Source organism: Pseudomonas sp. SL4(2022) (assembly GCF_026625725.1).
Classification (GTDB): Bacteria; Pseudomonadota; Gammaproteobacteria; order Pseudomonadales; family Pseudomonadaceae; genus Aquipseudomonas.
The window spans coordinates 1,179,924-1,204,854 of sequence record NZ_CP113060.1 but is presented as its reverse complement, the minus strand read 5'-3'; the positions used below and the strand labels follow the sequence as shown (position 1 = coordinate 1,204,854).

21 protein-coding genes and 1 pseudogene are annotated in these 24,931 nt (G+C 61.6%); 18 read left to right on the top strand and 4 right to left on the bottom strand.

All coding sequences use genetic code 11. The features are described from left to right. The first annotated feature begins 46 nt into the window (after positions 1-46). Complete coding sequence (locus OU997_RS05785) at positions 47-493, top strand: GNAT family N-acetyltransferase (RefSeq protein ID WP_108490106.1); 447 nt, start codon at positions 47-49, stop codon at positions 491-493. A 21-nt stretch (positions 494-514) separates the two neighbouring features. After that, a complete protein-coding gene (locus OU997_RS05780) occupies positions 515-1,033 on the top strand; it encodes a glycine cleavage system protein R (protein ID WP_267809385.1) in 519 nt (172 codons plus the stop codon). A gap of 356 nt (positions 1,034-1,389) precedes the next feature. Here the strand turns inward: OU997_RS05780 and rarD are convergent, their stop codons facing one another. From rarD to OU997_RS05765, 3 genes are all read right to left on the bottom strand, one after another. Continuing rightward, positions 1,390-2,283: an EamA family transporter RarD gene (rarD, locus tag OU997_RS05775; protein WP_267809384.1), complete on the bottom strand. Its 894-nt coding sequence runs from the start codon at positions 2,281-2,283 to the stop codon at positions 1,390-1,392. A 190-nt stretch (positions 2,284-2,473) separates the two neighbouring features. Further along, positions 2,474-3,448 carry a serine/threonine protein kinase gene (locus OU997_RS05770; RefSeq protein WP_267809383.1) on the bottom strand — a complete coding sequence of 325 codons (975 nt, stop codon included), beginning with the start codon at positions 3,446-3,448 and terminating at the stop codon, positions 2,474-2,476. 222 nt (positions 3,449-3,670) lie between these two features. Next, complete coding sequence (locus OU997_RS05765; RefSeq protein ID WP_267809382.1) at positions 3,671-4,405, bottom strand: ComF family protein; 735 nt, start codon at positions 4,403-4,405, stop codon at positions 3,671-3,673. An 80-nt stretch (positions 4,406-4,485) separates the two neighbouring features. Here OU997_RS05765 and bioB point away from each other — a divergent pair, with 80 nt between their 5' ends. From bioB to hutC, 16 genes and pseudogenes are all read left to right on the top strand, one after another. Then, complete coding sequence (gene bioB, locus OU997_RS05760) at positions 4,486-5,541, top strand: biotin synthase BioB (RefSeq protein ID WP_108490111.1); 1,056 nt, start codon at positions 4,486-4,488, stop codon at positions 5,539-5,541. 122 nt (positions 5,542-5,663) lie between these two features. Further along, positions 5,664-6,845, top strand: coding sequence for an 8-amino-7-oxononanoate synthase (gene bioF, locus OU997_RS05755; protein ID WP_108490112.1), 1,182 nt, complete (start codon positions 5,664-5,666; stop codon positions 6,843-6,845). After that, positions 6,838-7,569 carry an alpha/beta fold hydrolase gene (locus OU997_RS05750; RefSeq protein ID WP_108490113.1) on the top strand — a complete coding sequence of 244 codons (732 nt, stop codon included), beginning with the start codon at positions 6,838-6,840 and terminating at the stop codon, positions 7,567-7,569. Before bioF ends, OU997_RS05750 begins: the two co-directional genes overlap by 8 nt. Next, a complete protein-coding gene (bioC, locus tag OU997_RS05745; protein WP_108490114.1) occupies positions 7,562-8,368 on the top strand; it encodes a malonyl-ACP O-methyltransferase BioC in 807 nt (268 codons plus the stop codon). The genes OU997_RS05750 and bioC overlap by 8 nt, the downstream gene beginning before the upstream one ends. Positions 8,369-8,431: 63 nt before the next feature. Then, a complete protein-coding gene (gene bioD / locus OU997_RS05740) occupies positions 8,432-9,121 on the top strand; it encodes a dethiobiotin synthase (protein ID WP_108490115.1) in 690 nt (229 codons plus the stop codon). 96 nt (positions 9,122-9,217) lie between these two features. Beyond that, positions 9,218-9,517, top strand: coding sequence for a hypothetical protein (locus OU997_RS05735; protein WP_108490116.1), 300 nt, complete (start codon positions 9,218-9,220; stop codon positions 9,515-9,517). Between the two features lie 153 nt (positions 9,518-9,670). After that, positions 9,671-10,360, top strand: a complete 690-nt coding sequence (locus OU997_RS05730; protein WP_324288934.1) for a putative metalloprotease CJM1_0395 family protein — start codon at positions 9,671-9,673, stop codon at positions 10,358-10,360. A gap of 165 nt (positions 10,361-10,525) precedes the next feature. Next, the gene (locus OU997_RS05725; RefSeq protein WP_267809381.1) at positions 10,526-12,331 is read left to right on the top strand and encodes a phenylacyl-CoA dehydrogenase; all 1,806 of its coding nucleotides are present in this window, start codon (positions 10,526-10,528) and stop codon (positions 12,329-12,331) included. Between the two features lie 184 nt (positions 12,332-12,515). After that, positions 12,516-13,808 carry a sensor domain-containing diguanylate cyclase gene (locus OU997_RS05720; RefSeq protein ID WP_267809380.1) on the top strand — a complete coding sequence of 431 codons (1,293 nt, stop codon included), beginning with the start codon at positions 12,516-12,518 and terminating at the stop codon, positions 13,806-13,808. A 113-nt stretch (positions 13,809-13,921) separates the two neighbouring features. Continuing rightward, positions 13,922-15,718, top strand: a complete 1,797-nt coding sequence (locus tag OU997_RS05715; protein WP_108538068.1) for an acyl-CoA dehydrogenase C-terminal domain-containing protein — start codon at positions 13,922-13,924, stop codon at positions 15,716-15,718. A gap of 170 nt (positions 15,719-15,888) precedes the next feature. Beyond that, positions 15,889-17,667, top strand: a complete 1,779-nt coding sequence (locus tag OU997_RS05710) for an acyl-CoA dehydrogenase C-terminal domain-containing protein (protein WP_267809379.1) — start codon at positions 15,889-15,891, stop codon at positions 17,665-17,667. Between the two features lie 190 nt (positions 17,668-17,857). Continuing rightward, positions 17,858-19,093, top strand: coding sequence for an imidazolonepropionase (gene hutI / locus OU997_RS05705; RefSeq protein WP_267809378.1), 1,236 nt, complete (start codon positions 17,858-17,860; stop codon positions 19,091-19,093). Continuing rightward, positions 19,083-20,081, top strand: coding sequence for a formimidoylglutamase (gene hutG, locus OU997_RS05700; protein WP_267809377.1), 999 nt, complete (start codon positions 19,083-19,085; stop codon positions 20,079-20,081). The genes hutI and hutG overlap by 11 nt, the downstream gene beginning before the upstream one ends. Further along, positions 20,078-21,739, top strand: a pseudogene (gene hutU, locus OU997_RS05695) (urocanate hydratase); the annotation flags it as partial. The gene hutG and the pseudogene hutU, both read left to right, overlap by 4 nt. 18 nt (positions 21,740-21,757) lie before the next feature. After that, positions 21,758-23,293: a histidine ammonia-lyase gene (gene hutH / locus OU997_RS05690; RefSeq protein ID WP_267809866.1), complete on the top strand. Its 1,536-nt coding sequence runs from the start codon at positions 21,758-21,760 to the stop codon at positions 23,291-23,293. Between the two features lie 202 nt (positions 23,294-23,495). Beyond that, complete coding sequence (gene hutC, locus OU997_RS05685; RefSeq protein WP_267809376.1) at positions 23,496-24,209, top strand: histidine utilization repressor; 714 nt, start codon at positions 23,496-23,498, stop codon at positions 24,207-24,209. Positions 24,210-24,215: 6 nt separating this feature from the next. Here hutC and OU997_RS05680 read toward each other — a convergent pair whose 3' ends face one another. Further along, positions 24,216-24,872 carry an endonuclease I family protein gene (locus tag OU997_RS05680; RefSeq protein WP_267809375.1) on the bottom strand — a complete coding sequence of 219 codons (657 nt, stop codon included), beginning with the start codon at positions 24,870-24,872 and terminating at the stop codon, positions 24,216-24,218. Positions 24,873-24,931: the final 59 nt, after the last annotated feature.

The window sequence follows — 24,931 nt, the reverse complement described above, 5'->3', positions numbered from 1 at the left end:
GGCTTCTGCCTATACTGCCTCGGCATCGTTATGGAGGGTGTGACTCATGCACATACGGACTGCTACGGCTGCGGATCTGCCGGCGCTTAGCGAGTTGTTTGGCGCTTATCTGGTGTTTTACGAGGTGGCCAAACCGCCGGTAGAGGTTGAGGCGTTTCTCGCTGCGCGCCTGCACCAGGGGGACTCGGTCATTCTGCTGGCCCGCGATGACCAGGGTGTTGCGCTGGGTTTTGTCCAGCTCTACGCCTTCTTCTCCTCGCTGGCTCTGCAGCCGGCCTGGCTGCTCAGTGATCTCTACGTCAGCCCGCAGGTACGCCGGCAGGGCGTCGGCGAGGCGTTGATGAACGCTGCGCGTACGCACGCCGAGGCCACTGGTGCCTGCGGTTTGCAGTTGGAGACGGCAAAGAGCAATCTGCCAGGCCAAGCCCTCTACGAACGCCTGGGCTATGTGCGTGATGAGGTGTTCTATACCTACTGGCTGGCGTTGAAGTGAGCCACGGATAAGGAGTTACATATGGATCATCTGGTATTGACGGTTATTGCCCAGGATCAGCCGGGTCTGGTCGAGCGCATCGCCCAGTGCATCAGTGAACACGGTGGTAACTGGCTGGAGAGTCGTATGTCACGTATGGCCGGGCAGTTCGCCGGGATCCTGCGGGTCGATGTACCGCTGGCTGCACATTCCGGCCTGGTCGCGGCGCTGGAGCAATTGCAGGCCCATGGCATTCGTGTGCAGGTTGCTGCTGGTGGCGCCGAGCCGGCAGTTGTCTGGCAGGCTATTCGCCTGGAGTTGGTGGGCAATGATCGGCCAGGCATCGTGCGTGATATCACTCGTCTGCTGAGCCGTCACGGGGTCAACGTCGAGAGCCTGAACACCGAAGTGGTGCCGACGCCCATGAGTGGTGAGTTGCTGTTCCAGGCTCAGGCCCTGCTGGGCGTACCGCAGAGCCTGAGTCTGGAGCAGTTGCAAACGCATCTGGAAACCCTGGCTGATGATCTGATGGTGGAGCTAAAGCTGCAGGCTGAAGACTAGCAGGCCGTTGAAGACTACCTGCGTTGGCAATACGGCGTTAAAAACAGGCTCGGAATGCTCATTTGCACCAGCAAACTCCGCTTCCTCGCCAGTTTTTGCCTTGTCTTGCCTGCCTCGCCTACGCTTCAACATCCCGCTAGAGCCACTGCTTATCCACGATCGATGTGGATAACTCTGTGCGTAGCATGAGGAGCCCCGGAGCGCCGCCTAGTGCCCCGGGGCTTTTTGCTAAGTGCTTATTTTTTAAGCACTTAGTGGCGTGTTGTGCACAAAGGCCGGGGATGCTTCTGTGGATAAGCCGGGGGCAACTGGCTGCAGACCAGCGGCTGCGGGCGCTACAGCTGGCTGGTTGTTTTTTACTCAGTCGGACGTTTGCGCAGGCTTAGCCAGGCATCCACGCTGTAGATCGCCAGCCCCGCCCAGATGCAGATAAACGCCAGCAGCTTGCTCGGGTCGAAATGCTCCCCGAACAGAAAAATCGCCTGCAGCAGCACCAGGGTCGGCGCCAGGTACTGGAGAAAGCCCAGGGTGGTGTAGGGCAGATGGCGGGCGGCTGCGTTGAAACACACCAGCGGCACCAGGGTGATCGGGCCGGCGGCGATCAGCCACAGCGCTTCCGGGGTGCTCCAGAAGTCAGCTTGAGTGCTCATTGCTGCGGGGTGCAGCAACAACCAGCCCAATGCCAGTGGCAGCAGCAACCAGGTTTCCACCACCAGGCCGGGCAGCGCGGCAACCGGCGCCTGTTTGCGGATAATCCCGTAGAAGCCAAAGGTCAGCGCCAGCACCAGGGATACCCAGGGAATACTGCCGACCTGCCACAGCTGCTGCAATACACCCAGCGTGGCCAGGGCCACGGCCAGCCACTGCAGGCGGCGCAAGCGTTCACCGAGAATCAGCATGCCCAGCAGCACGTTCACCAGCGGGTTGATGTAGTAGCCCAGGCTGGCTTCGAGCATGCGCTCGTTATTCACCGCCCACACATACACCAGCCAGTTGCTGGCGATCAGCACACCGCTCAAGGCCAGTACGGCAAAGCGTTTGGGGTTGTTGAGCAGCTCGCGCAGCCAGCCGGGGTGCTTCCATACCAGCAGCAACAACGCGCCGAACAGCGCGGACCAGAGTGCACGATGGACGATGATTTCCAGTGCCGGCACGCTCTGGATGGCTTTGAAATAGAGCGGGAACAGGCCCCAGATGATGTAGGCGGTCAGGCCGAGAATATACCCGCGACGCGGGTTGGCGGTGGCCATGCTGGGTCCTTGCTTAGGCGGCTAACGAGAGGCTTGCGATTCTAGTCGGCGCGGCGCGGGCTTGTCTGGGTGGGCAGGATTTTCTTCGGCGGCTTACGCCACTTGGCTGTAACAACGATGTTACGGCTACAGGGCTAACTGTAGTGGTCAGCCCTGTAGCCCTGACTGCATTTGGGCTACGTGCGTGGCGTCAAAACAGTTTTAGCGGTTCTTCATCCAAAGCCGACAGCTGCTCACGCAGGATCAGAATCTGCTCACCCCAGTAACGTTCGCTGCCGAACCAGGGGAAACTCATGGGGAAGGCCGGGTCATCCCAGCGGCGTGCCAGCCAGGCGCTGTAATGCATCAGGCGCAAGGCGCGCAGACCCTCGATCAGCGGCAGTTCGCGGGGGTTGAAGTCGTGAAACTCCTGATAGCCGTCCATCAATTCGGACAACTGGCCGAGGCGCTCATGGCGCTCGCCGGCCAGCATCATCCACAGGTCCTGCACGGCCGGGCCCATGCGGCAGTCATCGAGGTCGACCATATGGAAGGTGTCGTCGCGGCACAGCAGGTTGCCGGGGTGGCAATCGCCGTGTAGGCGGATCGCCTGCACCGGATTGGCGGTGAACAGCACCTCCAGGCGCTTGAGCAGGTCACGCGCCACTGACTCGTAGGCCGGCAGCAAGCTGCGTGGAATAAAGTTGCCATCCAGCAGGGTGGCCAGTGAGGCATGGCCGAAGTTGCTCACTTGCAACGCTTCACGGTGAGCAAACGGCTTGAGTGAGCCGACCGCATGCAGGCGGCCAAGCAGTTGGCCGAGGCGGTACAGTTGGTCGAGGTTGCCGGGTTCCGGTGCGCGGCCGCCACGGCGGGGGAACAGGGCGAAGCGAAAGCCCTGGTAACTGAACAGGGTTGCGCCGTCGCGTACCAGGGGCGCTACAACCGGTACTTCGCATTCGGCCAGCTCGAAGCTGAAGCTGTGCTCTTCGCGAATTGCGTCATCCGTCCAGCGATCCGGACGGTAGAACTTGGCGATCAGTGGTGTCTCGTTCTCGATGCCCACCTGATAGACGCGGTTTTCATAGCTGTTCAGTGCCAGTACGCGGGCGTCGCTGAGGTAGCCGAGGCTCTCCACGGCATCCAGCACCAGGTCGGGTGTGAGTGCGGCAAATGGATGGGACATGGGTAACTCCAGCAGGTGGGCCGCAAAGTGTACCGCTTAGAGCCTGTCCAAAGTCTGCTGCGCGTCGGCCCTGCTGCGTTAAAAACAGGCTCGGAATGCTCATTTACACCCGTAAATTCTGCTTCCTCGCCGTTTTGACCAGCCGGAGGCTGTTACTACGTAGCGCCTTGCAAGGCTCTAGCTCGCGAGCCTTTGAACAGGCTCTTTCCTGCAACTAATTAGTCAGTCGCCTGGCTTTGGTGTGCGCGCCAGGCAGTACACATCAACCCGCGCCGCGCCGGCCTTCTTTAATAGCCGCGCCAGGCTTTCGGCGGTGGCTCCGGTGGTCAGCACATCATCGATCAGTGCCACATGCAGACCGCTGACTGTGCTACCCGGCGCCAGGGCGAAGGCTTTACGCAGGTTGCGTTTACGGGTGGCCGCATCCAGTTGCTGTTGCGCCGGTGTGTCGATCACCCTCTGCAGCCAGTGTGCCTGTTGCGGCAGTTGTAGGCTGGCGCTCAGCCATTCGGCGAGCAGGTCGGACTGGTTAAAGCCGCGCTGGCGTTGACGTTTGTCGGCGAGGGGCACCGGCAGCAGCAGATCGGGGCGCGGCAGCCCTTCATCAAATGCATGCTGTAGATGGTGTGACAAAAGCTCGCCGAGCAGACGTCCTAATGGCCACTTGGCCTGATGCTTGAAACGGGTAATCAGGCTGTCGACGGGGAAGGCGTAACGCCAGGGCACTTCGACTTTGCTAAAACTCGGCTGCTTCTTTAGGCAGGCCCCGCATACCAAGCCTTGGCTGGGCAGCGGCAGGGCACAGACCTGGCAATGCCCGACAAGCCACGGTAGCTCGGCTTCGCAGCAACTGCAGATGGCCTGGTCGTTGTCTGTGTGTTCATCGCACAGTAAACAGATTTGCTTGCTTTTTAACCAGTTGTAAACCTGGTGTTTTGAGTTGGGTTGACAGCGCATACGCCTTCCATAACTATGCCGAACATCCGTGTCGTGCTTGCTGACTCTAGCAAGCCGCTGCCAATAACAAGGAATATCCGATGAGCGCTACCATCGCCGCCAACCTGCGTCACGACTGGACTCTTAATGAGGTCAAGGCGCTCTTCGAGCAACCGTTCAACGACTTGCTGTTCCAGGCGCAGACCGTGCACCGCGCGCATTTCGACCCGAATCGCGTGCAGGTCTCGACCCTGCTGTCGATCAAGACCGGCGCCTGTCCGGAAGACTGCAAGTACTGCCCGCAGTCCGGCCACTACAACACCGGCCTGGAAAAGGAAAAACTGCTGGAAGTGCAGAAGGTGCTGGAGGCTGCCGCCGAGGCCAAGGCCATCGGTTCTACCCGTTTCTGCATGGGCGCGGCGTGGAAGCACCCGTCGGCCAAGGACATGCCCTATGTGCTGAAAATGGTTGAGGGTGTCAAAGCCCTGGGCCTGGAAACCTGCATGACCCTGGGCAAGCTGGATAAAGAGCAGACTCAGGCCCTGGCCGCTGCTGGCCTCGACTACTACAACCACAATCTGGACACCTCGCCGGAGTTCTACGGCAACATCATCACCACCCGCACCTACGCCGAGCGCCTGGAAACCCTGGCCTATGTGCGTGATTCGGGGATGAAGATCTGCTCCGGCGGCATTCTCGGCATGGGCGAGTCGCTGGACGACCGCGCCGGGTTGTTGATTCAACTGGCCAACCTGCCGGAGCATCCGGAGTCGGTGCCGATCAACATGCTGGTGAAAGTCAAAGGCACGCCGCTGGCCGATGAGCAGGATGTCGATCCGTTTGACTTTATCCGCATGCTCGCCGTGGCGCGGATCATGATGCCGCAGTCGCATGTGCGCCTGTCCGCCGGCCGCGAGGCGATGAATGAGCAGATGCAGGCCCTGGCGTTCTTCGCCGGCGCCAACTCGATCTTCTACGGTGAAAAACTGCTGACCACTGCCAACCCGCAAGCCAGCAAAGACATGCAACTGTTTGCCCGCCTCGGCATCAAGCCGGAAGCGCGCGAAGAGCACGCTGATGAAGTGCATCAGGCGGCCATTGAGCAGGCGCTGGTCGAACAGCGCGATTCCAAGCTGTTCTATAACGCAGCGGTCTGATAGCTGTGCTCTGAATAGGTGGGAGGGGCTTTAGCCGCGATCAGGCGCAAGGTCGGTCGCGGCTAGAGTGGATCGTCCCCGGCCTCTCCCACGGTATTGCGTCCTTACTATCCAGGTTGCCTATGTCATTCGACCTTGCCGCCCGCCTCGCCGAGCGCCGCACCGCCAATCTCTACCGTCAGCGGCCCATGCTCGAGTCACCGCAAGGGCCGCTGGTGCAGGTCGATGGTCGGCAGTTGCTGGCCTTCTGTTCCAATGACTACCTCGGTTTGGCCAATCACCCCAAAGTGATCGAAGCCTGGCGCGCCGGCGCGGAGAAATGGGGTGTGGGCGGCGGTGCCTCGCATCTGGTGATCGGTCACAGCACGCCACATCACCAGCTCGAAGAAGCGCTGGCCGAGTTCACCGGAAGACCCCGCGCCTTGCTGTTTTCCACCGGTTATATGGCCAACCTCGGTGCGGTTGCTGCACTGGTCGGGCAGGGCGACTCGGTGCTGGAAGATCGCCTTAACCATGCCTCCCTGTTGGATGCTGGTCTGCTCAGTAGTGCGCGCTTTTCCCGTTACCTGCACAACGATGGCGTCAGCCTGGCCAATCGCTTGCGCAAGGTGAGTGGCAATACCCTGATTGTCACCGACGGCGTGTTCAGTATGGACGGTGATCTGGCCAACCTGCCGTCGCTGTGTGCCGAAGCGCGCCGCGCCAATGCCTGGGTGATGGTCGATGATGCCCATGGTTTCGGCCCGCTGGGCGCCACCGGCGGCGGCATTGTCGAGCACTTCGGCCTGGGCCTGGATGATGTGCAGGTGCTGGTCGGCACCCTGGGCAAGGCCTTCGGCACGGCCGGTGCGTTTGTCGCTGGCAGTGACGATTTGATCGAGGCGCTGGTGCAGTTTGCCCGGCCCTATATCTACACCACCAGCCAGCCGCCGGCGCTGGCCTGTGCCACCCTGCAAAGCCTGGAGCTGCTGCGCAGCGAGCACTGGCGGCGCGAACACCTGAATGCCCTGATCAAGCGCTTTCGCGACGGCGCGCAGGCCATCGGCCTGGAACTGATGGACAGCGCTACGCCGATTCAGCCAATCCTGGTTGGTGACAGCGCGCGCGCTCTGCAGTTGTCGCAGCTGTTGCGTGAACGCGGTCTGTTGGTGACGGCGATTCGTCCGCCCACCGTGCCGACAGGTAGCGCGCGCTTGCGCGTCACGCTGTCCGCCGCGCACAGCCTGGAACAGCTGGAGCTGCTGCTGGAGGCCCTGGCCGAGTGCTGGCCGCTGCTGACGGGTGAGGCGGCCGTACATGCGTGATCGACTGATTCTGCTGCCCGGCTGGGGGCTCGGCACTGCACCCTTGCAGCCGCTGGCCGAGGCTTTGCGCGGCCTCGATCCGCGCCTGCATGTCGAAATAGAGCCATTGTCGCCGCTGGATTCCTGCGATCCGGCCGACTGGCTGGATGAGCTGGATGCCAATCTGCCAAAGGACGCCTGGCTCGGCGGCTGGTCCCTCGGAGGCATGCTCGCCGCCGAACTGGCGGCGCGTCGTGGCGAACGTTGCAGCGGTCTAGTGACCCTGGCCAGCAATCTGCGTTTTGTCGCCGAGCCAAGCTGGTCTGCGGCTATGCCCGCCGAGACGTTTAAGGCTTTCCGTCAGGGCTGCGCCGCTGATGTGTCCGCTACCCTGAAGCGTTTCTCCCTGCTTTGCGCCCAAGGCGCTGCGGATGCCCGTGGCCTGTCGCGGCAGTTGTTCGGCGCGGCTCCGTTGCCACAGTCCGCCACTCTGTTGGCCGGGCTGGATCTGCTGGCCAACCTGGATACGCGGGCAGCGCTGCAAGCCTTTGTCGGGCCGCAGCTGCACCTGTTCGCCGGCCAGGATGCCCTGGTCCCGGCGAGCGCTGCGCAGGCCTTGCTGGCGCTGTTGCCGGATGTCGAGATCGGCCTGATTGATCACGCCAGCCATGCCTTTGCCTTGGAGCGCCCGCATGAGATTGCGGCGGCGATTCAGGCCTTTCTGCATGAGGCCGGCGATGACTGATCTGGCGCATGACCCACTTGGCGGCCTGCCGGATAAGCGCCAGGTAGCGGCGTCGTTCTCACGTGCGGCTGAAAGCTATGACAGTGTCGCCGCCCTGCAGCGCAATGTCGGCCAGCAGTTGCTGGCGCAGCTGCCTGCAGCGATCAGCCCAGCGCGCTGGCTCGATCTGGGCTGCGGCACCGGTTACTTCAGCCGTGCTTTAGGCGCGCATTTTCCCGTCAGTCAGGGCGTGGCTGTGGACATCGCCGAAGGCATGTTGCAGCACGCTCGGCCGTTGGGCGGCGCACAGCAGTTTATTGCCGGCGATGCCGAACGCTTGCCGCTGCAAAGCGCGTCCTGCGACCTGCTGTTTTCCAGTCTGGCGCTGCAATGGTGTGCGGATTTTTCCGCGGTGCTTGCTGAGGGTGCACGGGTGCTGCGCTCTGGCGGTGTGCTGATGTTTAGCAGCCTGTGTGTTGGCACCCTGCAGGAGTTGCGTGACAGCTGGCTGGCGGTGGATGGCTTTGTGCACGTCAACCGCTTCCGCCGTTTCGAGGATTATCAGCGCCTGTGCGCTGCCAGTGGCTTGACGTGTGTGAGCTTGCAAACCACTCCAGAAGTCCTCTACTACCCGGATGTACGCAGCCTGACCCATGAACTGAAAGCCCTCGGCGCGCATAACCTCAACCCGGGTCGGCCCGGCGGTTTGACCGGACGGGCGCGCATGTTGGCGCTGCTTCAGGCCTATGAGCAATTCCGCCAGCCGCAGGGCCTGCCGGCAACCTATCAGGTGGTGTACGGCGTACTGCGTAAGGATTGAGATCAGCGCGGTTTGTTCTGAGTGCCCCCAGAGCGTCGCCCAACCCCCTCGTCAGAGACCCTTATGAGCCAAGCATTTTTCGTCACCGGCACCGATACCGAAATTGGTAAAACCACCATCGCCGCCGGCCTGCTGCATGCAGCGCGCTTGCGCGGCTGGTCCACGGCGGCTGCCAAACCGGTGGCGTCCGGCTGTGTGCGAACGGCGGATGGCCTGCGTAATGATGACGCTCTGGCGCTGCTGGGCGAATGCACCCTGGCGCTGCGTTACGAGGAGGTCAATCCGCTGGCCTTCGAACCGGCGATTGCCCCGCATCTGGCAGCGCGCGAGGTGGGTGTATTGCTGGATGTTGCCGCGTTGCAGGTGCCGGTGCAGGCGATTCTGGACAAGCAGGCAGACTTTACCCTGATTGAAGGGGCCGGCGGGTGGCGCGTGCCATTGTCCGGGCAGGAAGCCTTGTCGGACCTGGCGATTGCCCTGCAGCTGCCGGTGATTCTGGTGGTGGGTGTGCGTCTGGGCTGCATCAATCAGGCGCTGCTCACCGCCGAAGCCATCCTGCGTGACGGCCTGTCGCTGGTCGGTTGGGTGGCCAATCTGGTTGACCCGCACACCTCGCGGCTTGAGGACAATCTGGCGACCCTGGCTGAGCGCCTGCCGGCGCCCTGTCTGGGTTATCTGCCGCGCCTGGCCGAAGTCACGCCGGCTGCGGTTTCTGGCTATCTCAGTCTCGATCTATTGCACCGAGCGCTATAAGCAGGCCCAGTGCCATAGCCTTTTACTTGTACGTTTTTCGAGCAACTTCTGCTTCAATTGAAACCGTTAGAGGTTTGCCATAGTGGGAGCTTGGGCATGGAAATTTCAGGAAGCGCCTTCAAGTCGGGCATCAGCACCATTCAGTCCGGACAACGCCGGGTCGATCAGGCTGCGGCAGATATCGCCAGCAATGCGGTTACCCAGCCAAAACAGCCGACCTCCACGCCGCCGGCCAATCAGGTCAACCCTGCGCCGAGTTCGGCCGAGCAGACCCGTCCCGATCTGGCGGAAAGCCTGGTTGCTCTGCGTCAAGGTCAGAATGAGGCAGAAGCGGGTGCCAAGGTGGTGAAAACTGCCGATGAGGTGCTCGGCACCCTGATCGATACAACGGCCTGAGTCGCCCGCCCCGAGCGTACTCATGCCTGGCAATGAGGCAGTAATTGCGGGGCGAGGAGTCATTGCATGCAGATTGGCGGCGCAACGTCTTATCCTGCGCCTGCAGCAACTCTACTGCCGGCTCGGCTTCTCGCGTCCAATGTTTCCCCAGATGTGTCCCCCGATATCACCCGCGCCGCGCAGGCACCTATAACCGCTGCCCAGCCGCTGGCCGATGGGCAGTCGGCCTCGTCGCGTGAAGAGGCGGATAAACCTGCTGATTCCTCGGCTAATCCCGATAAAGCCAAAAGCCGCGAAGGCGAATCCAATCCGCAGCAGCAACGTCTTGAGCAACTGGAAATCGCCAAGCTGGTCAGCCGTGACCAAGAGGTGCGCACCCACGAGCAGGCGCATGCGGCTGTCGGTGGTCGTTATGCTGGAGCGCCGAGCTACACCTATGAACGCGGGCCGGATGGCAAGCGCTATGCAGTGGGTGGTGAAGTGAGCATCGACACCAGCCCGATCCCTAATGATCCGGAAGCCACCCTGCGCAAGATGGAAGTTGTCATCCGTGCTGCATTGGCGCCCGCTGAGCCCTCTGCGCAGGACCGGCAGATTGCCGCGCAAGCCCAGCTGCAGATGGCCGAAGCCCGTGTCGAACTGGCGCAACAGCAGCGTGGCGATGTTCAAGCTGCCAGTGAGGCGCGTGCGGAAAAGCGCAAAGCCGATGAGCAAGACGATGAGGGTGAGGATAAATCCAAGGCACCTGTGCAGCAGGATCGACCGCCACCACCTAGTCTTGATCTTTACCAGCAACTGAGCGATCTGCGGGAGCCGGTTTCAGTTATCGATCTGGTGGCTTGATCAGTGTTTGGGGTGCTTGACTTTAAATAGGCATAAACGTATGTTTCAAACGCTTGTTTGATTGACTCGACTGCCAAGGGGCAGGCGAGCGCCGGGATTGCTCCCGAAAACGACCGAATATCCGGTCACCTACACACTAAGAATCCACCGCAGAGGTTAACCGCTATGCCTGATTACAAGGCCCCCTTGCGTGATATCCGTTTCGTACGCGACGAACTGCTCGGCTACGAAGCGCATTATCAAAGCCTGCCTGGCTGCCAGGACGCTACTCCGGACATGGTCGACGCCATCCTTGAAGAAGGCGCCAAGTTCTGTGAGCAAGTGCTGTCCCCGTTGAACCGTGTAGGTGACACCGAAGGTTGCACCTGGTCCCCGGAAGGCGTGAAAACCCCCGCCGGCTTCAAAGAGGCCTACCAGCAATACGTTGAAGGCGGCTGGCCGAGCCTGGCGCATGATGTTGACCATGGCGGTCAAGGTCTGCCTGAGTCGCTGGGCCTGGTACTCAGCGAAATGGTGGGTTCTTCCAACTGGTCGTGGGGCATGTACCCAGGCCTGTCGCACGGCGCGATGAACACCATCTCCGAGCACGGCACCGACGAGCAGAAGCACACCTACCTGACCAAGCTGGTATCGGGCGAGTGGACCGGCACCATGTGCCTGACCGAGCCACATTGCGGTACCGACCTGGGCATGCTGCGCACCAAGGCCGAGCCGCAAGCTGATGGCACCTACAAAGTGTCCGGCACCAAGATCTTCATCTCCGCTGGCGAACACGACATGGCCGATAACATCGTCCACATCGTACTGGCTCGCCTTCCGGACGCGCCGCAAGGCACCAAAGGTATTTCGCTGTTCATCGTGCCGAAGTTCTCGGTTAACGCTGACGGCTCTGTTGGCGCGCGCAACGCCGTTTCCTGTGGCTCGATCGAGCACAAGATGGGCATCCACGGCAACGCCACCTGCGTGATGAACTTTGACGGCGCCACCGGTTTCCTGATCGGCCCAGCCAACAAAGGCCTGAACTGCATGTTCACCTTCATGAACACGGCCCGTCTGGGTACCGCTCTGCAAGGCCTGGCTCACGCTGAAGTCGGTTTCCAGGGCGGCCTGAAGTACGCTCGCGAGCGTCTGCAGATGCGTTCTTTGACTGGCCCGAAAGCGCCAGAAAAAGCCGCTGACCCGATCATCGTCCACCCGGACGTGCGTCGCATGCTGCTGACCATGAAAGCCTTCGCTGAAGGTAACCGTGCGATGGTGTATTTCACTGCCAAGCAAGTGGACATCGTCAAATACAGCAAAGACGAAGCCGAGAAGAAAGCGGCCGACGAACTGCTGGCCTTCCTGACGCCAATCGCCAAAGCCTTCATGACCGAAGTCGGCTTCGAAGCCGCCAACCACGGCATGCAGATCTACGGTGGTCACGGCTTTATCGCTGAGTGGGGCATGGAGCAGAACGTTCGCGACTGCCGTATTTCCATGATGTACGAAGGCACCACCGGTATTCAGGCCCTCGACCTGTTGGGTCGTAAGATCCTGATGACCCAGGGCGGCGCACTGAAGAACTTCACCAAGATCGTGCACAAGTTCTGCCAGACCAACGAGTCCAACGACGCCATCAAAGGCCTCGTCGAGCCGCTGGCCAAGCTGAACAAGGAGTGGGGCGACATCACCATGAAAGTGGGCATGGCCGCTATGAAAGACCGCGAAGAAGTCGGTGCCGCTTCGGTGGACTACCTGATGTACTCCGGTTATGCCTGCCTGGCTTACTTCTGGGCTGACATGGCTCGCCTGGCTGCCGAGAAGATTGCTGCCGGTGCTGAAGACGAGGCGTTCTACAAAGCCAAGCTGCAGACCGCCAACTTCTACTTCGCGCGCATCCTGCCGCGTACCCGTGCGCACGTTGAAGCCATGCTGTCTGGCGCCAACAACCTGATGGACATGGCCGAAGAAGACTTCGCCCTGGGCTACTAAGCCTCCGTCCTTTTCAGGTCAAAGAAACCGCTGCCCCTGGGGTGGCGGTTTTTTTATGTGCGCTATTCAGGCTGGGGTAAAAACTTTACCGGTCGCTTTTTAGCCGCCGGGCTCCGTGCGAAATTCTGCTTTTACAGGCAAACTGCAAGGCGTTGTCTACTTTTGCCGTCGTGTGGGGCTTGCCTTGTCGCGTTTTGCTGCTGTGCGCTTCAGTCACTTTCTGCCTTCGTTGCTGCTTCTGCTTGGCGGGGTGTTTCTAGCGCGCTTGGCGGTGCTGAGTGAGTTCTTTGCTTCATTGTTCAATGTATTGCCGACGCTGCTATTGCTGCTCGGCGGGGCGTTCTGTCTGGTTTACGGGCGTCAGCGCGAAGTGTTTTTGCTGCTGACGCTGTACCTCGGCTATTTCCTGCTTGATACCCAGGTTGATCATTTTCGTGCCACCGGCCAGGTGCGTACCGATGCCGCATTGATCTTCCATCTGTGCAGCCTGTTGCTACCTTTGCTCTACAGCCTGTATGCAGCCTGGCAAGAGCGTACGCATTTGCTGCAGGACATGGTCGCGCGTGCGGCGGTGTTGCTTGCCTTCGGGGCGGTGACAGTGGGGCTGGCGCAGCGCTTTCCCGAGGCGCTGCTGCATTGGTTGTCGCGGGTACGTTGGCCGGCATTGCAGGCCGACTGGCTGGCGTTGGTGCAGCTGGCCTACCCGGTGTTTGTCCTTGGGCTGATTGTGCTGCTGGTGCAGTACCTGCGTGCACCGCGTCCCCTGCACGCAGCCCAGTTGCTCGGTCTAGGCGGGCTGCTGTGGATGTTGCCGAATACCTTCACCCTGCCCAATGCGCTGAATGTGATGAGCAGCCAGATCATGCTGGTGCTGGTGGCGGCATTGGCCCATGAGGCCTATCAGATGGCCTTCCGCGACGAACTGACCGGCCTGCCTGGGCGGCGTGCACTGAATGAGCGGCTGCAGCGTCTGGGACGCATCTATGTGATTGCCATGGCCGACGTGGATCATTTCAAGAAATTCAACGACACCCATGGCCACGATGTCGGCGACCAGGTGCTGCGTCTGGTCGCCAGCCAGCTGCGTAAGATCGGCGGGGGCGGCAAGGCCTACCGCTATGGCGGTGAGGAGTTCACCTTGGTGTTCCCCGGCAAGACGCTGGAGGAGTGTCTGCCGCATCTCGAACAGGTGCGTCAGGCTATCGAGCACTATCGCCTGCAGCTGCGTGATCAGCAGCAGCGTCCACAGGACGACAAGCAGGGGCGTCAGCGTCGGGCGGGTAAGGCAGCGTCCCAGGTGGCTGTGACCATTAGCATGGGCGTTGCCGAGCGTGGTGCGGAGCAGGCCAGCCCGGATGAGGTGATCAAGGCTGCTGACCAGGCGCTGTACAGCGCGAAAAGTGCCGGGCGCAATTGCATTCGTAGCCACGGTCAGCGACGAGGGGCGGTCAAGCTGTCGCCCGGTACGCGCCAGTAAGGCGGCGCGCTTATGGCGCTGTATTCAGCAGTTCTACGGTCGTTGTTGGCGCGGCCCGCTACGCCGTAGCGTGGTGGGCTGAAGCGACCCCATGAATCTGCTGGAGCCTCACCATGCCTGACTACAAAGCCCCGCTGCGCGACATGCGTTTTCTGATCGATGATGTCTTCGACTTCCATGGCAGTTACGCCGCACTGGGGGCCAGTGATGCCAGCCCGGACATGGTCAGCGCGATTCTCGAAGAAGGCGCGAAATTCTGTGAGCAGGTGCTAGCGCCGCTGAACCGCAGCGGTGACGAAGAAGAGTGCCAATTCAACAATGGCAACGTGACCACGCCCAAGGGCTTCAAGGAAGCCTTCACCCAGTATGTTGAAGGAGGCTGGAATGGCCTGGCGGCTGATTCAGCATACGGTGGTCAGGGCCTGCCGCAATCGTTGGGCTTGATGATCAGCGAGATGGTCGGCGCCAGTAACCTGTCATGGGGCATGTACCCGGGCCTGACCCACGGCGCGATGTCAGCGATTCACGCCCACGGCAGTGAGGCGCAGAAGCAGACCTACCTGAGCAAGCTCACCGAAGGTCGCTGGACCGGCACCATGTGCCTGACCGAAGCCCATTGCGGCACCGACCTTGGCCTGATCAAGACCCGCGCCGTGCCCCAGGCCGACGGCAGCTATGCGCTCACCGGCAGCAAAATCTTCATCTCCGCCGGTGAGCACGACATGAGCGAGAACATCGTGCACCTGGTGCTGGCCAAGTTGCCCGATGCCCCGGCGGGCACCAAGGGCATTTCGCTGTTTATCGTGCCCAAGTTCCTGCCGGATGCGGCAGGTGAAGCGGGCGCGCGCAATGGCGTGAGCTGTGGCTCGATTGAGCACAAAATGGGCATCAAGGCCTCGGCCACCTGCGTGATGAACTTCGACGGTGCCACTGGCTACCTGATCGGTGAGCTGAACAAAGGCCTGAACTGCATGTTCACCATGATGAACCATGCCCGCCTGGGCACGGGCATGCAGGGCTTGTGTCTGGGTGAGGCGAGCTATCAGGGTGCGCTCAAATACGCCAACGATCGTTTGCAGATGCGCGCCCTCAGCGGCCCGAAAGCCCCGGAGAAAGCCGCCGACCCGATCATCGTGCACCCCGATGTGCGGCGCATGCTCTTGACCATGAAAGCCTTCAACGAAGGCAACCGCGCGCTGGCTTACTTCACCGCACAGTTGCTTGATCAAGCACACCTGGCCGGCAGTGCCGAACAACGTGAAGAAGCGGAAAACCTGCTCGCCTTCCTCACGCCGATCTGCAAAGCCTTTATGACTGAGACCGGTTTGGAAGTGACCAACCATGGCATGCAGGTGTATGGCGGCCACGGATTTATCCGCGAGTGGGGCATGGAGCAGCTGGTGCGTGACTGCCGCATTGCGCTCATTTACGAAGGCACCAATGGCATTCAGGCCCTCGACCTGCTCGGGCGCAAAGTATTGGGCAGCCAGGGCAAGTTGCTGCGTGGCTTTAGCAAAATCATCCATAAATTCTGTGAGGCGCAGGCTGAGCAAGCACCGTTCGCCGCATATGTCAGCCAGTTGGCGGGCCTTAACAAGCAGTGGGGGGAACTGACCCAGCAGATCGGTATGGCCGCCATGAAGAACCCGGACGAAGTCGGTGCTGCTTCGATGGATTACCTGATGTATTCCGGATACGTCATTCTGGGCTACTTCTGGTTGCGCATGGCACTGGTGGCACAGGCCAAACTGGCGGCCGGGGAAGGCGATGCGGCCTTCTACCAAACCAAACTGGCCACTTGCGAGTTTTACTTCAAGCGCCTGCTGCCGCGCACGGCGGCGCACCTTGCCGCCGCACAGGCGGGCAGTGCCTGCATGATGGATTTGCCTGCCGCCAGTTTCGCCCTCTGACGAGCGGCAAGCACAGCTAAGAACCCGCCAGTAGGCGGGTTTTTGCTGTGGGGTGCCGATCAAACGTTTTGTGGATTATTGGTCACGACGCGACCCTATGTGTCTGAAATAGTGTTCGGTTAGACTTCAAACACTTCCGTATACCTGTTGGTTTGTTCGAGGATTGCTCCATGGCTGACTACAAAGCTCCCCTGCGCGATATGCGCTTCGTGCTCAATGAAGTGTTTGAAGTGTCCAAGCTGTGGGCCCAATTGCCGGGCCTGGCCGAGGTGGTGGATGAAGACACCGCCGCAGCGATTCTCGAAGAAGCCGGCAAAGTCATGGCGGGCACCATTGCACCGCTTAACCGCAGTGGCGATGAAGAGGGCTGCTCGTGGAACAACGGCGTGGTGAAAACCCCAGCCGGTTTCCCTGAGGCTTATCAGACCTATGCCGAAGGTGGCTGGGTTGGCGTCGGTGGTGACCCGGTGTTCGGCGGCATGGGCATGCCCAAGGTGATCTCCGCGCAGGTCGAAGAAATGGTCAACTCGGCCAACCTGTCGTTCGGCCTGTACCCGATGCTGACCGCTGGTGCTTGCTTGTCGATCAACGCGCACGCCAGCGAAGAGCTGAAAGAAAAATACCTGCCGAACATGTACTCCGGCGTTTGGGCCGGTTCCATGTGCCTGACCGAGCCGCATGCCGGCACCGACCTGGGCATCATCCGCACCAAGGCCGAGCCGCAAGCCGACGGCAGCTTCAAGATCAGTGGCACCAAGATTTTCATCACCGGCGGTGAGCACGACCTGACCGAGAACATCATCCACCTGGTGCTGGCCAAACTGCCGGACGCACCGGCTGGTCCGAAAGGCATCTCGCTGTTCCTGGTGCCGAAAGTCATGCTCAATGACGACGGTTCGCTGGGTGAGAAGAACTCGCTGTCCTGCGGCTCGATCGAACACAAAATGGGTATCAAGGCTTCGGCCACCTGCGTGATGAACTTCGACGGCGCCACCGGCTGGATCGTCGATGCGCCGAACAAAGGCCTCGCCGCCATGTTCACCATGATGAACTACGAGCGTCTGGGCGTCGGCATTCAGGGCCTGTCCCTGGGTGAGCGCAGCTACCAGAACGCCGTGGAATACGCCCGCGACCGTATCCAGAGCCGTGCGCCGACCGGCCCGGTGGCTAAAGACAAAGCCGCCGACCCGATCATCGTGCACCCGGACGTGCGCCGCATGCTGCTGACCATGAAAGCCCTGAACGAAGGCGGCCGTGCCTTCTCCAGCTATGTGGCCATGCAGTTGGACACCGCCAAGTACAGCGAAGACGCCACCACCCGCAAGCGCGCCGAAGAATTGGTTGCTCTGCTGACGCCGGTGGCCAAAGCCTTCCTCACCGACATGGCGCTGGAAACCACCGTGCACGGCCAGCAGATCTTTGGCGGCCACGGCTTTATCCGCGAGTGGGGCCAAGAGCAACTGATCCGCGACTGCCGCATCACCCAGATCTACGAAGGCACCAACGGCATCCAGGCACTCGACCTGGTCGGCCGTAAAGTGGTCGGCAGCGGCGGTGCGTTCTATAAGCACTTCGCTGAAGAGATCAAAGCCTTCACCGACAGCGCCGACGCCTCGCTGACCGAGTTCGTCAACCCGCTGAAAGACGCCATCGCCAACCTGGAACTGATGACCAGCGACCTGCTGGAGCGCGCCAAGGCCAACCCGAATGAAGTCGGTGCCGCTTCGGTCGAGTACCTGCAAGTGTTCGGTTACACCGCCTACGCCTACATGTGGGCGTTGATGGCCCGTACCGCACTGGCCAAGCAGGATCAGGACGAGTTCTACGTCAGCAAGCTGGGCACCGCGCGCTTCTTCTTCGCCCGCCTGCTGCCGCGTATCCACTCCCTGACTGCGTCGGTCAAGGCCGGTAGCGAGTCGCTCTACCTGCTGGACGCGGCGCAGTTCTAAACGCTGTCTGGTAACCGCAAAACCCCGGCCTCGTGCTGGGGTTTTGCGTTTTGGCGGCCTGAAAAGCGCGGTGACGGTTTTAAAGTCGGAAGCCATTACGGTCTATTTGTATAGTCATTTATTGGTCTTTTGGTTGATAAAAAGGTTTTTTAGGTTTATTTGTATATACAAATAAAGCGGAAGCCTGACCATGCCACGTGCATCCTCCATTCAGTTATGGCGTGACCTTGTGTTGTTTGATGGCGAGCAAACCTGTCCGCAACCCATGGCCGTGTGGGTGCAAGACGGTCGCATCGCCGGGCTGTGCCCGGAGGCTGAGTTCGACGCGGCGGCGCTCAGCGATGCGCGTGAGGTGGGGCGCGGCGGGGTGATGACGCCGGGTCTGGTCGATTGCCACACCCATCTGGTGTACGCCGGTAATCGCGCCCGTGAATTCGAGCAGCGTCTTGAGGGTGTCAGTTACGCCGATATTGCCCGGGCCGGCGGCGGTATCCTCAGCACCGTGCGCGCCACCCGTGCAGCCAGTGAAGACGAGCTGATCGCCGCCAGCCTGCCGCGCCTGGATGCCTTGCTCGCGGATGGCGTGACCACGCTGGAGATCAAATCCGGTTATGGCCTGAGCCTCGATGACGAGCTGAAGCTGTTGCGCGCGGCGTGTCGACTGGGCCAGTTGCGCCCTGTGCGTGTGTTGACCACGCTGTTGGGCGCACATGCACTGCCGCCGGAATACCACAAGCGCGCGGATGAGTACGTGACGTTGGTGTGCGAGAGCATGATCCCTGCCGTGGCCGCGCAAGGGCTGGCCGATGCGGTGGATGTGTTCTGTGAGCACATCGCCTTCAGCCCGGCGCAGTGCGAGCGGATTTTTCAAGCGGCGCAGCGTCATGGCTTGCCGATTAAGGCGCATGCCGAGCAATTGTCCAATCAAGGCGCTAGCGCGCTGACGGCGCGTTATCAGGGCTTGTCAGCCGACCATATCGAATACCTCGACGAGGCCGGCGTACAGGCCATGGCCGCCGCTGGCACGGTCGCCACCTTATTGCCGGGGGCGTTTTACACCCTGCGCGAAACCCAGTTACCGCCCATCGAGTTGCTGCGCCAATACGGCGTCCCCATGGCCCTGGCCAGCGATGCCAACCCCGGCACTGCGCCTATTTGCTTCCCAACCCTGACCCTCAACCTGGCCTGCACCCTGTTTCGCCTGACCCCACGCGAGGCGCTGGCCGGCATGACGGCGCACGCGGCCCGCGCGCTAGGTCGGCCGGATTTGGGGCGGATTGCCGTGGGCGCGCCTGCCGATCTGTGCCTGTGGGCTGTGCAGCAGCCTGCCGAACTGGCGTATGCCGTGCAACCGGGGCGCTTACGCCAGCGCATCGTCAACGGCGTTATCTGCCACCCCATCGAGGTTGATCATCATGCACGCTGATCGTCACTGCATGTCGCTTTGGCAGGGTCGGATTGACCCCGAAGCGGACAGCCCGCGCTGGCATCAGCGCATTCAGCCGCTCGCCGCAGACAGTGCGCCGGGCTTGGCGTTGCTGGGGTTTGCCAGCGATGAAGGCGTGCGCCGCAATCAGGGGCGCGTCGGGGCAGTAAATGGCCCGCCGGCCATGCGCAAGGCGTTGGCCAATTTGGCCTGGCACCGTCAGGGCGCGGCCTATGACGCTGGCGATGTGCTGTGCGCCGATGGCGATCTGGACGCCGCCCAGGTGCGTCTGGGCCATAACGTCTGTGCACTGTTGAATGCCGGGCATTTGCCCATTGTGCTCGGCGGCGGCCATGAAGTGGCCTTTGGCAGTTGGCTGGGCCTGGCCGGGCACATGGCGGATAGCTCTTCACAAATAGCCGCCCCACGGATGGCCGCACCACGTATTGGCATTATCAATTTCGATGCGCATTTCGACCTGCGCGACCCGGCGCATGCCCACTCCTCGGGAACGCCCTTTGCGCAAATCGCCGACGATTGCGCTGCCCGTGGTTGGCCGTTCGCCTATGCCTGCCTGGGCATCAGCCGCGCCAGTAACACCCGCGCCCTGTTCCAGCGTGCCGCGGAGTTGAACGTGCTGGTGCGCGAAGACCGCGAGATTCGCGAGTCCAGTTTGCAGGCCATCAGCGCCGAACTCTCAGGCTTTATGGCCGGCTGCGATGCGGTTTACCTGACCATCGATATCGACGTACTGCCCGCCTGCGAAGCGCCGGGCGTCAGTGCGCCGGCCGCGCGTGGCGTGCCGCTGGTGCTGCTCGAGCCGCTGCTGGAAGTGGTGCGCGACAGCGGCAAGCTGCGCCTGATTGATCTGGCCGAACTCAACCCGGAGTACGACATCGACAGCCGCACCGCCAAGGTCGCGGCTCGTCTCATCCATTTGCTGAGCCTGACTGGCTTACCTCACCCCTCAACTAGGAGCGCGCCATGAACCGTTATCGCGACACCACCATTCGTGCCGCCCGTGGCACCACGTTGACCGCCAAGAGTTGGCTGACCGAAGCGCCGCTGCGCATGTTGATGAACAACCTCGATCCGGACGTGGCCGAAAACCCAAATGAATTGGTGGTGTACGGCGGCATCGGCCGCGCCGCGCGCGATTGGGCGTGCTACGACAAAATCGTCGAGGTGCTCACCCGCCTTGAAGACAACCAGACGCTGTTGATCCAGTCCGGCAAGCCGGTCGGCGTGTTTGAAACGCACAAAGACGCGCCGCGTGTGCTGCTGGCCAACTCCAACCTGGTGCCGCATTGGGCCACCTGGAAACACTTCAACGAACTGGACGCCAAGGGCCTGGCCATGTACGGGCAGATGACTGCCGGCAGCTGGATCTATATCGGCAGCCAGGGCATCGTTCAGGGCACGTATGAAACCTTCGTTGAAGCCGGTCGCCAGCATTACGGCGGCAACCTCAAGGGCCGCTGGGTACTCACCGCAGGACTCGGTGGCATGGGCGGCGCGCAGCCGTTGGCGGCAACCCTGGCCGGTGCCTGCTCGCTGAACATCGAATGCCAGCAGTCGCGCATCGATTTCCGGTTGAAGACCCGCTACGTCGATGAGCAAGCCAGCGATCTGGACGACGCCCTGGCGCGTATCGACCGTTACTGCCGTGCAGGCCAAGCGGTGTCCATCGCCCTGTGCGGCAACGCCGCTGAAATCCTCCCGGAATTGGTGCGCCGTGGCGTGCGTCCGGACATGGTCACCGACCAGACCAGCGCCCACGACCCCCGCCACGGTTACCTGCCGGCCGGCTGGAGCTGGGACGAATACGTGGCCCGTGGCAAAACCGAGGAAACGCGGGTGGTCAACGCCGCCAAGCAGTCCATGGCCGTGCACGTGCGCGCCATGCTGGCCTTCCAGCAGATGGGCGTGCCGACCTTTGATTACGGCAACAACATCCGCCAGATGGCGCTGGAGGAGGGCGTCGATAACGCCTTCGATTTCCCCGGCTTCGTCCCGGCCTATATCCGTCCGCTGTTCTGTCAGGGCATCGGCCCGTTCCGCTGGGTGGCGCTGTCGGGTGATCCGGAAGACATCTACAAAACCGACGCCAAGGTCAAAGCGCTGATCCCGGACGACGCCCACCTGCACAACTGGCTGGACATGGCCCGCGAGCGCATCAGTTTCCAGGGGTTACCCGCACGTATCTGCTGGGTCGGCCTGAAAGATCGCGCGCGTCTGGCGCAAGCCTTCAACGACATGGTCGCCAGCGGCGAGCTGAAGGCACCGATCGTCATCGGCCGCGACCACCTGGACTCCGGCTCGGTGGCCAGCCCCAACCGCGAAACCGAAGCCATGCAGGACGGCTCCGACGCGGTGTCTGACTGGCCATTGCTTAACGCCCTGTTGAATACTGCGGGCGGCGCGACCTGGGTGTCGTTGCACCACGGCGGCGGGGTGGGCATGGGCTTTTCGCAGCATTCCGGGGTGGTGATCGTCGCTGACGGCAGCGCCGACGCCCGCGCCCGTCTGGGCCGAGTATTGAGAAATGATCCGGGCACCGGGGTGATGCGCCACGCCGATGCCGGTTATGAAATGGCTGTCGATTGCGCCCGCGAACAGGGCCTCGACCTGCCCATGATTGCCGCCACCCAAGGAGCCCCCCGCATGAGCCTGTTTACCTTGCACCCCGGTCAGCTGAGCCTGGCCGATGTGCGTGCCGCCTATCAAGCCCCGCTGCAGGTGCGTCTGGACCCTAGCGCTCACGCTGCCATCGAGGCCAGCGTGGCCTGCGTCAACGGCATCATCGCCGAGGGCCGCACGGCCTATGGCATCAACACCGGTTTTGGCTTGCTGGCCTCGACCCGTATCGCCAATGAGGATCTGGAAAAGCTGCAGCGTTCGCTGGTGCTGTCGCATGCCGCCGGCGTCGGCGAGCCGCTGGACGACGCCATGGTGCGGCTGATCATGCTGCTCAAGGTCAACAGCCTGGCGCGTGGTTTTTCCGGTATTCGCCTGCAGGTGATCGACGCCCTGATCGCCCTGATCAATGCCGAGGTCTACCCGCATATTCCGCTCAAGGGGTCGGTCGGCGCATCTGGCGATCTGGCTCCCTTGGCGCACATGTCGCTGGTGCTGTTGGGGGAAAGTCAGGCGCGCTATAAGGGGCAATGGCTGCCCGCCACAGAGGCATTGGCCATCGCCGGTTTACAGCCCATGACCCTGGCCGCCAAAGAAGGCTTGGCGCTGCTTAACGGTACGCAGGTGTCCACCGCCTACGCGCTGCGCGGCTTGTTTGAGGCTGAGGATCTGTTTGCCGCCGCCACTGTTTGCGGCGCACTGACGGTGGAGGCTGCGCTGGGCTCGCGTGCACCGTTCGACCCGCGCATTCATGCGGCGCGTGGCCAGCGCGGGCAAATCGATGCAGCGGCCCTCTATCGCCACCTGCTCGGCGACAGCAGCGAGGTCGGCCGCTCCCATGAAGCCTGCGACAAGGTGCAGGACCCGTATTCGCTGCGCTGCCAGCCGCAGGTGATGGGTGCCTGCCTGACCCAGCTGCGCCAAGCCGCTGAGGTGCTGGCGGTGGAAACCAACGCCGTGTCGGATAATCCGCTGGTGTTCGCCGCTGAGGGCGATGTGATTTCCGGCGGCAATTTCCACGCCGAGCCCGTGGCCATGGCCGCCGACAATATCGCCCTGGCGATTGCCGAAATCGGCGCACTGAGCGAGCGCCGAACCTCGCTGATGATGGACAAACATATGTCGCAATTGCCGCCGTTTCTGGTGGCCAATGGCGGGGTCAACTCCGGTTTTATGATCGCTCAGGTCACCGCTGCTGCCCTGGCCAGCGAGAACAAGGCGCTGGCCCATCCGCACAGCGTCGACAGCCTGCCGACGTCGGCGAATCAGGAAGACCATGTGTCCATGGCTCCGGCCGCTGGCAAACGCCTGTGGGAAATGGCCGCCAACACCCGTGGCGTGCTGGCCATCGAATGGCTGGGTGCCTGCCAGGGCCTGGACTTCCGCCAGGGGCTGCACAGCTCGCCGCTGCTCGAGCAAGCGCGCCACGCCTTGCGTGCGCAGGTTCCGTATTATGTGGAAGACCGCTTCTTTGCTCCGGATATCGAGGCCGCCAATCAACTGCTGGCGAGCCGCGTGCTGACTCCGTTACTGCCGAGCGGCCTGTTGCCGTCGCTGGCGTAGGTTGGGTTGAGGAGCAACGCGACGAAGCCCAACGGCTGCCTGGCAGGCTACGCGGTTGCCAGAGCCTCCGCCTGTTGGGCTTCGCTGCGCTCAACCCAACCTACATCCGACTCCTGACCATCCAAGGCATCAGGCGGGGCTGCCCGTCGTCTGTGGCGGGCGTTATCATCCGCGCACCGGGTAGCATCCCCAAGGAGCCGCTGTGAGCAGTACCACCCCGCGTTATAAAGCCATCGAAGCGTTCCTGCTGGAGCGCATCCATAGCGGCGCTTATCCGGTTCATCATCAGATTCCGCCGGAAGAGCAACTGGCGCGGGATTTTGGGGTGAGCCGCATGACCGCCAATAAAGCCATTCGCGATCTGGTGCAAAAAGGCTATCTGCTGCGCCAAGCGGGCTTGGGTACCTTTGTCACCGACCGTAAGGCCGAATCCTCACTGCATGAAGTGCTGAACATTGCCAATGAAGTGCGCGGCCGTGGGCATGCCTACAGCAATGACATCATTCGTTGTGAAGCGTTGGCGGCGGATGATGAAGTGGCGCTGCGCCTGGGGTTACGTGTGGGCGCTGAGGTGTTTCACAGCATGCTGGTGCACCGCGAAGACGGTGTGCCGATTCAGCTGGAAGACCGCTTCGTTAACCCGCGTTGGGTTCCGCATTATCTGCAAAGCGATTTTGCCAAGCAGACGCCCAACGAGGTGTTGGTCAACAGCTGCCCGATTTCCGATGTCGAACATGTGGTTGAGGCGGTGCGGGTGGATCAGGCTGTGGCGCGCTGGCTGGATATCGACGTGGCCACGCCGTGCCTGAGCGTGACCCGCCGGACCTGGTCGGGCGATCACTTGATCAGCTACGCCCGGCTGATTCATCCGGGTGACCGCTATAAATTACGCTCCCTGCACACGCTGCACCGCTAGTGCCTATCAGTTTTTGATCTGCTGCTCGACCAGTTCGGGATTATCGATAAAGCGGTTGCGCGTGCCCTGTAGGCCGGCAATCTTGTCGTTGCGCGCTTTTTCTTCGGCATCCGGTGGGTCTATCTGGTGCCACTTCTTGTACATCTGCACTTGGCCGACGATGGGCAAGTCGTATTCGACGTGCATGTAGAAGATCGCCCGGGCGATATTGCCCTTGGCTTCATCGCGTGGCTCTATGAGCTGGAAACTGGTTTTCAGGTCACAGCCGATGTCGGCGAACTTGCTCGGTACGCTGTCATCCAGATCACCGAACTGTGCATTGCGCCGCACCAGTTCGACGCGGGTCATGGCGGGGTAGAGGTTGTGCAGGTCCGATGCCATGTAGACATAACGCGGGTTCATGATTCCGCACTGGCGATCGGTCACGCAGCGCAGCGCGCTTTTCAGCTGTTTGCTGCTGTAGATCGGACTGGCCTTGAACTGACCGTTCTCTTCACTGAACGCCTTGCCGCAATACAGCGACGTCCCGCCCTGGCCATAGACTTGGCTCCAGAACAGTTGCACGGCGGCTTTGGGATCGGAAAGCTGATTTTGCCCATTGGCGAATGCAAGTGGGCTGATGCTGGCTGTCAGGCAGCCGATGGCAAGAAGCAATGAGCGCATGGATGGCCCCAGTGACCACCGTTGACGGGGTCTGTTGTTTTTGTAAGACAGGATCGAGT

Excerpts from the sequence above, each read along its gene's own strand:
- OU997_RS05785 (WP_108490106.1), top strand. The coding sequence starts at position 47 with ATGCACATACGGACTGCTACGGCTGCGGATCTGCCGGCGCTTAGCGAG.
- OU997_RS05780 (WP_267809385.1), top strand. The coding sequence starts at position 515 with ATGGATCATCTGGTATTGACGGTTATTGCCCAGGATCAGCCGGGTCTG.
- rarD (WP_267809384.1), bottom strand. The coding sequence starts at position 2,283 with ATGGCCACCGCCAACCCGCGTCGCGGGTATATTCTCGGCCTGACCGCC.
- OU997_RS05770 (WP_267809383.1), bottom strand. The coding sequence starts at position 3,448 with ATGTCCCATCCATTTGCCGCACTCACACCCGACCTGGTGCTGGATGCC.
- OU997_RS05765 (WP_267809382.1), bottom strand. The coding sequence starts at position 4,405 with ATGCGCTGTCAACCCAACTCAAAACACCAGGTTTACAACTGGTTAAAA.
- bioB (WP_108490111.1), top strand. The coding sequence starts at position 4,486 with ATGAGCGCTACCATCGCCGCCAACCTGCGTCACGACTGGACTCTTAAT.
- bioF (WP_108490112.1), top strand. The coding sequence starts at position 5,664 with ATGTCATTCGACCTTGCCGCCCGCCTCGCCGAGCGCCGCACCGCCAAT.
- OU997_RS05750 (WP_108490113.1), top strand. The coding sequence starts at position 6,838 with ATGCGTGATCGACTGATTCTGCTGCCCGGCTGGGGGCTCGGCACTGCA.
- bioC (WP_108490114.1), top strand. The coding sequence starts at position 7,562 with ATGACTGATCTGGCGCATGACCCACTTGGCGGCCTGCCGGATAAGCGC.
- bioD (WP_108490115.1), top strand. The coding sequence starts at position 8,432 with ATGAGCCAAGCATTTTTCGTCACCGGCACCGATACCGAAATTGGTAAA.
- OU997_RS05735 (WP_108490116.1), top strand. The coding sequence starts at position 9,218 with ATGGAAATTTCAGGAAGCGCCTTCAAGTCGGGCATCAGCACCATTCAG.
- OU997_RS05725 (WP_267809381.1), top strand. The coding sequence starts at position 10,526 with ATGCCTGATTACAAGGCCCCCTTGCGTGATATCCGTTTCGTACGCGAC.
- OU997_RS05715 (WP_108538068.1), top strand. The coding sequence starts at position 13,922 with ATGCCTGACTACAAAGCCCCGCTGCGCGACATGCGTTTTCTGATCGAT.
- OU997_RS05710 (WP_267809379.1), top strand. The coding sequence starts at position 15,889 with ATGGCTGACTACAAAGCTCCCCTGCGCGATATGCGCTTCGTGCTCAAT.
- hutI (WP_267809378.1), top strand. The coding sequence starts at position 17,858 with ATGCCACGTGCATCCTCCATTCAGTTATGGCGTGACCTTGTGTTGTTT.
- hutG (WP_267809377.1), top strand. The coding sequence starts at position 19,083 with ATGCACGCTGATCGTCACTGCATGTCGCTTTGGCAGGGTCGGATTGAC.
- hutH (WP_267809866.1), top strand. The coding sequence starts at position 21,758 with ATGAGCCTGTTTACCTTGCACCCCGGTCAGCTGAGCCTGGCCGATGTG.
- OU997_RS05680 (WP_267809375.1), bottom strand. The coding sequence starts at position 24,872 with ATGCGCTCATTGCTTCTTGCCATCGGCTGCCTGACAGCCAGCATCAGC.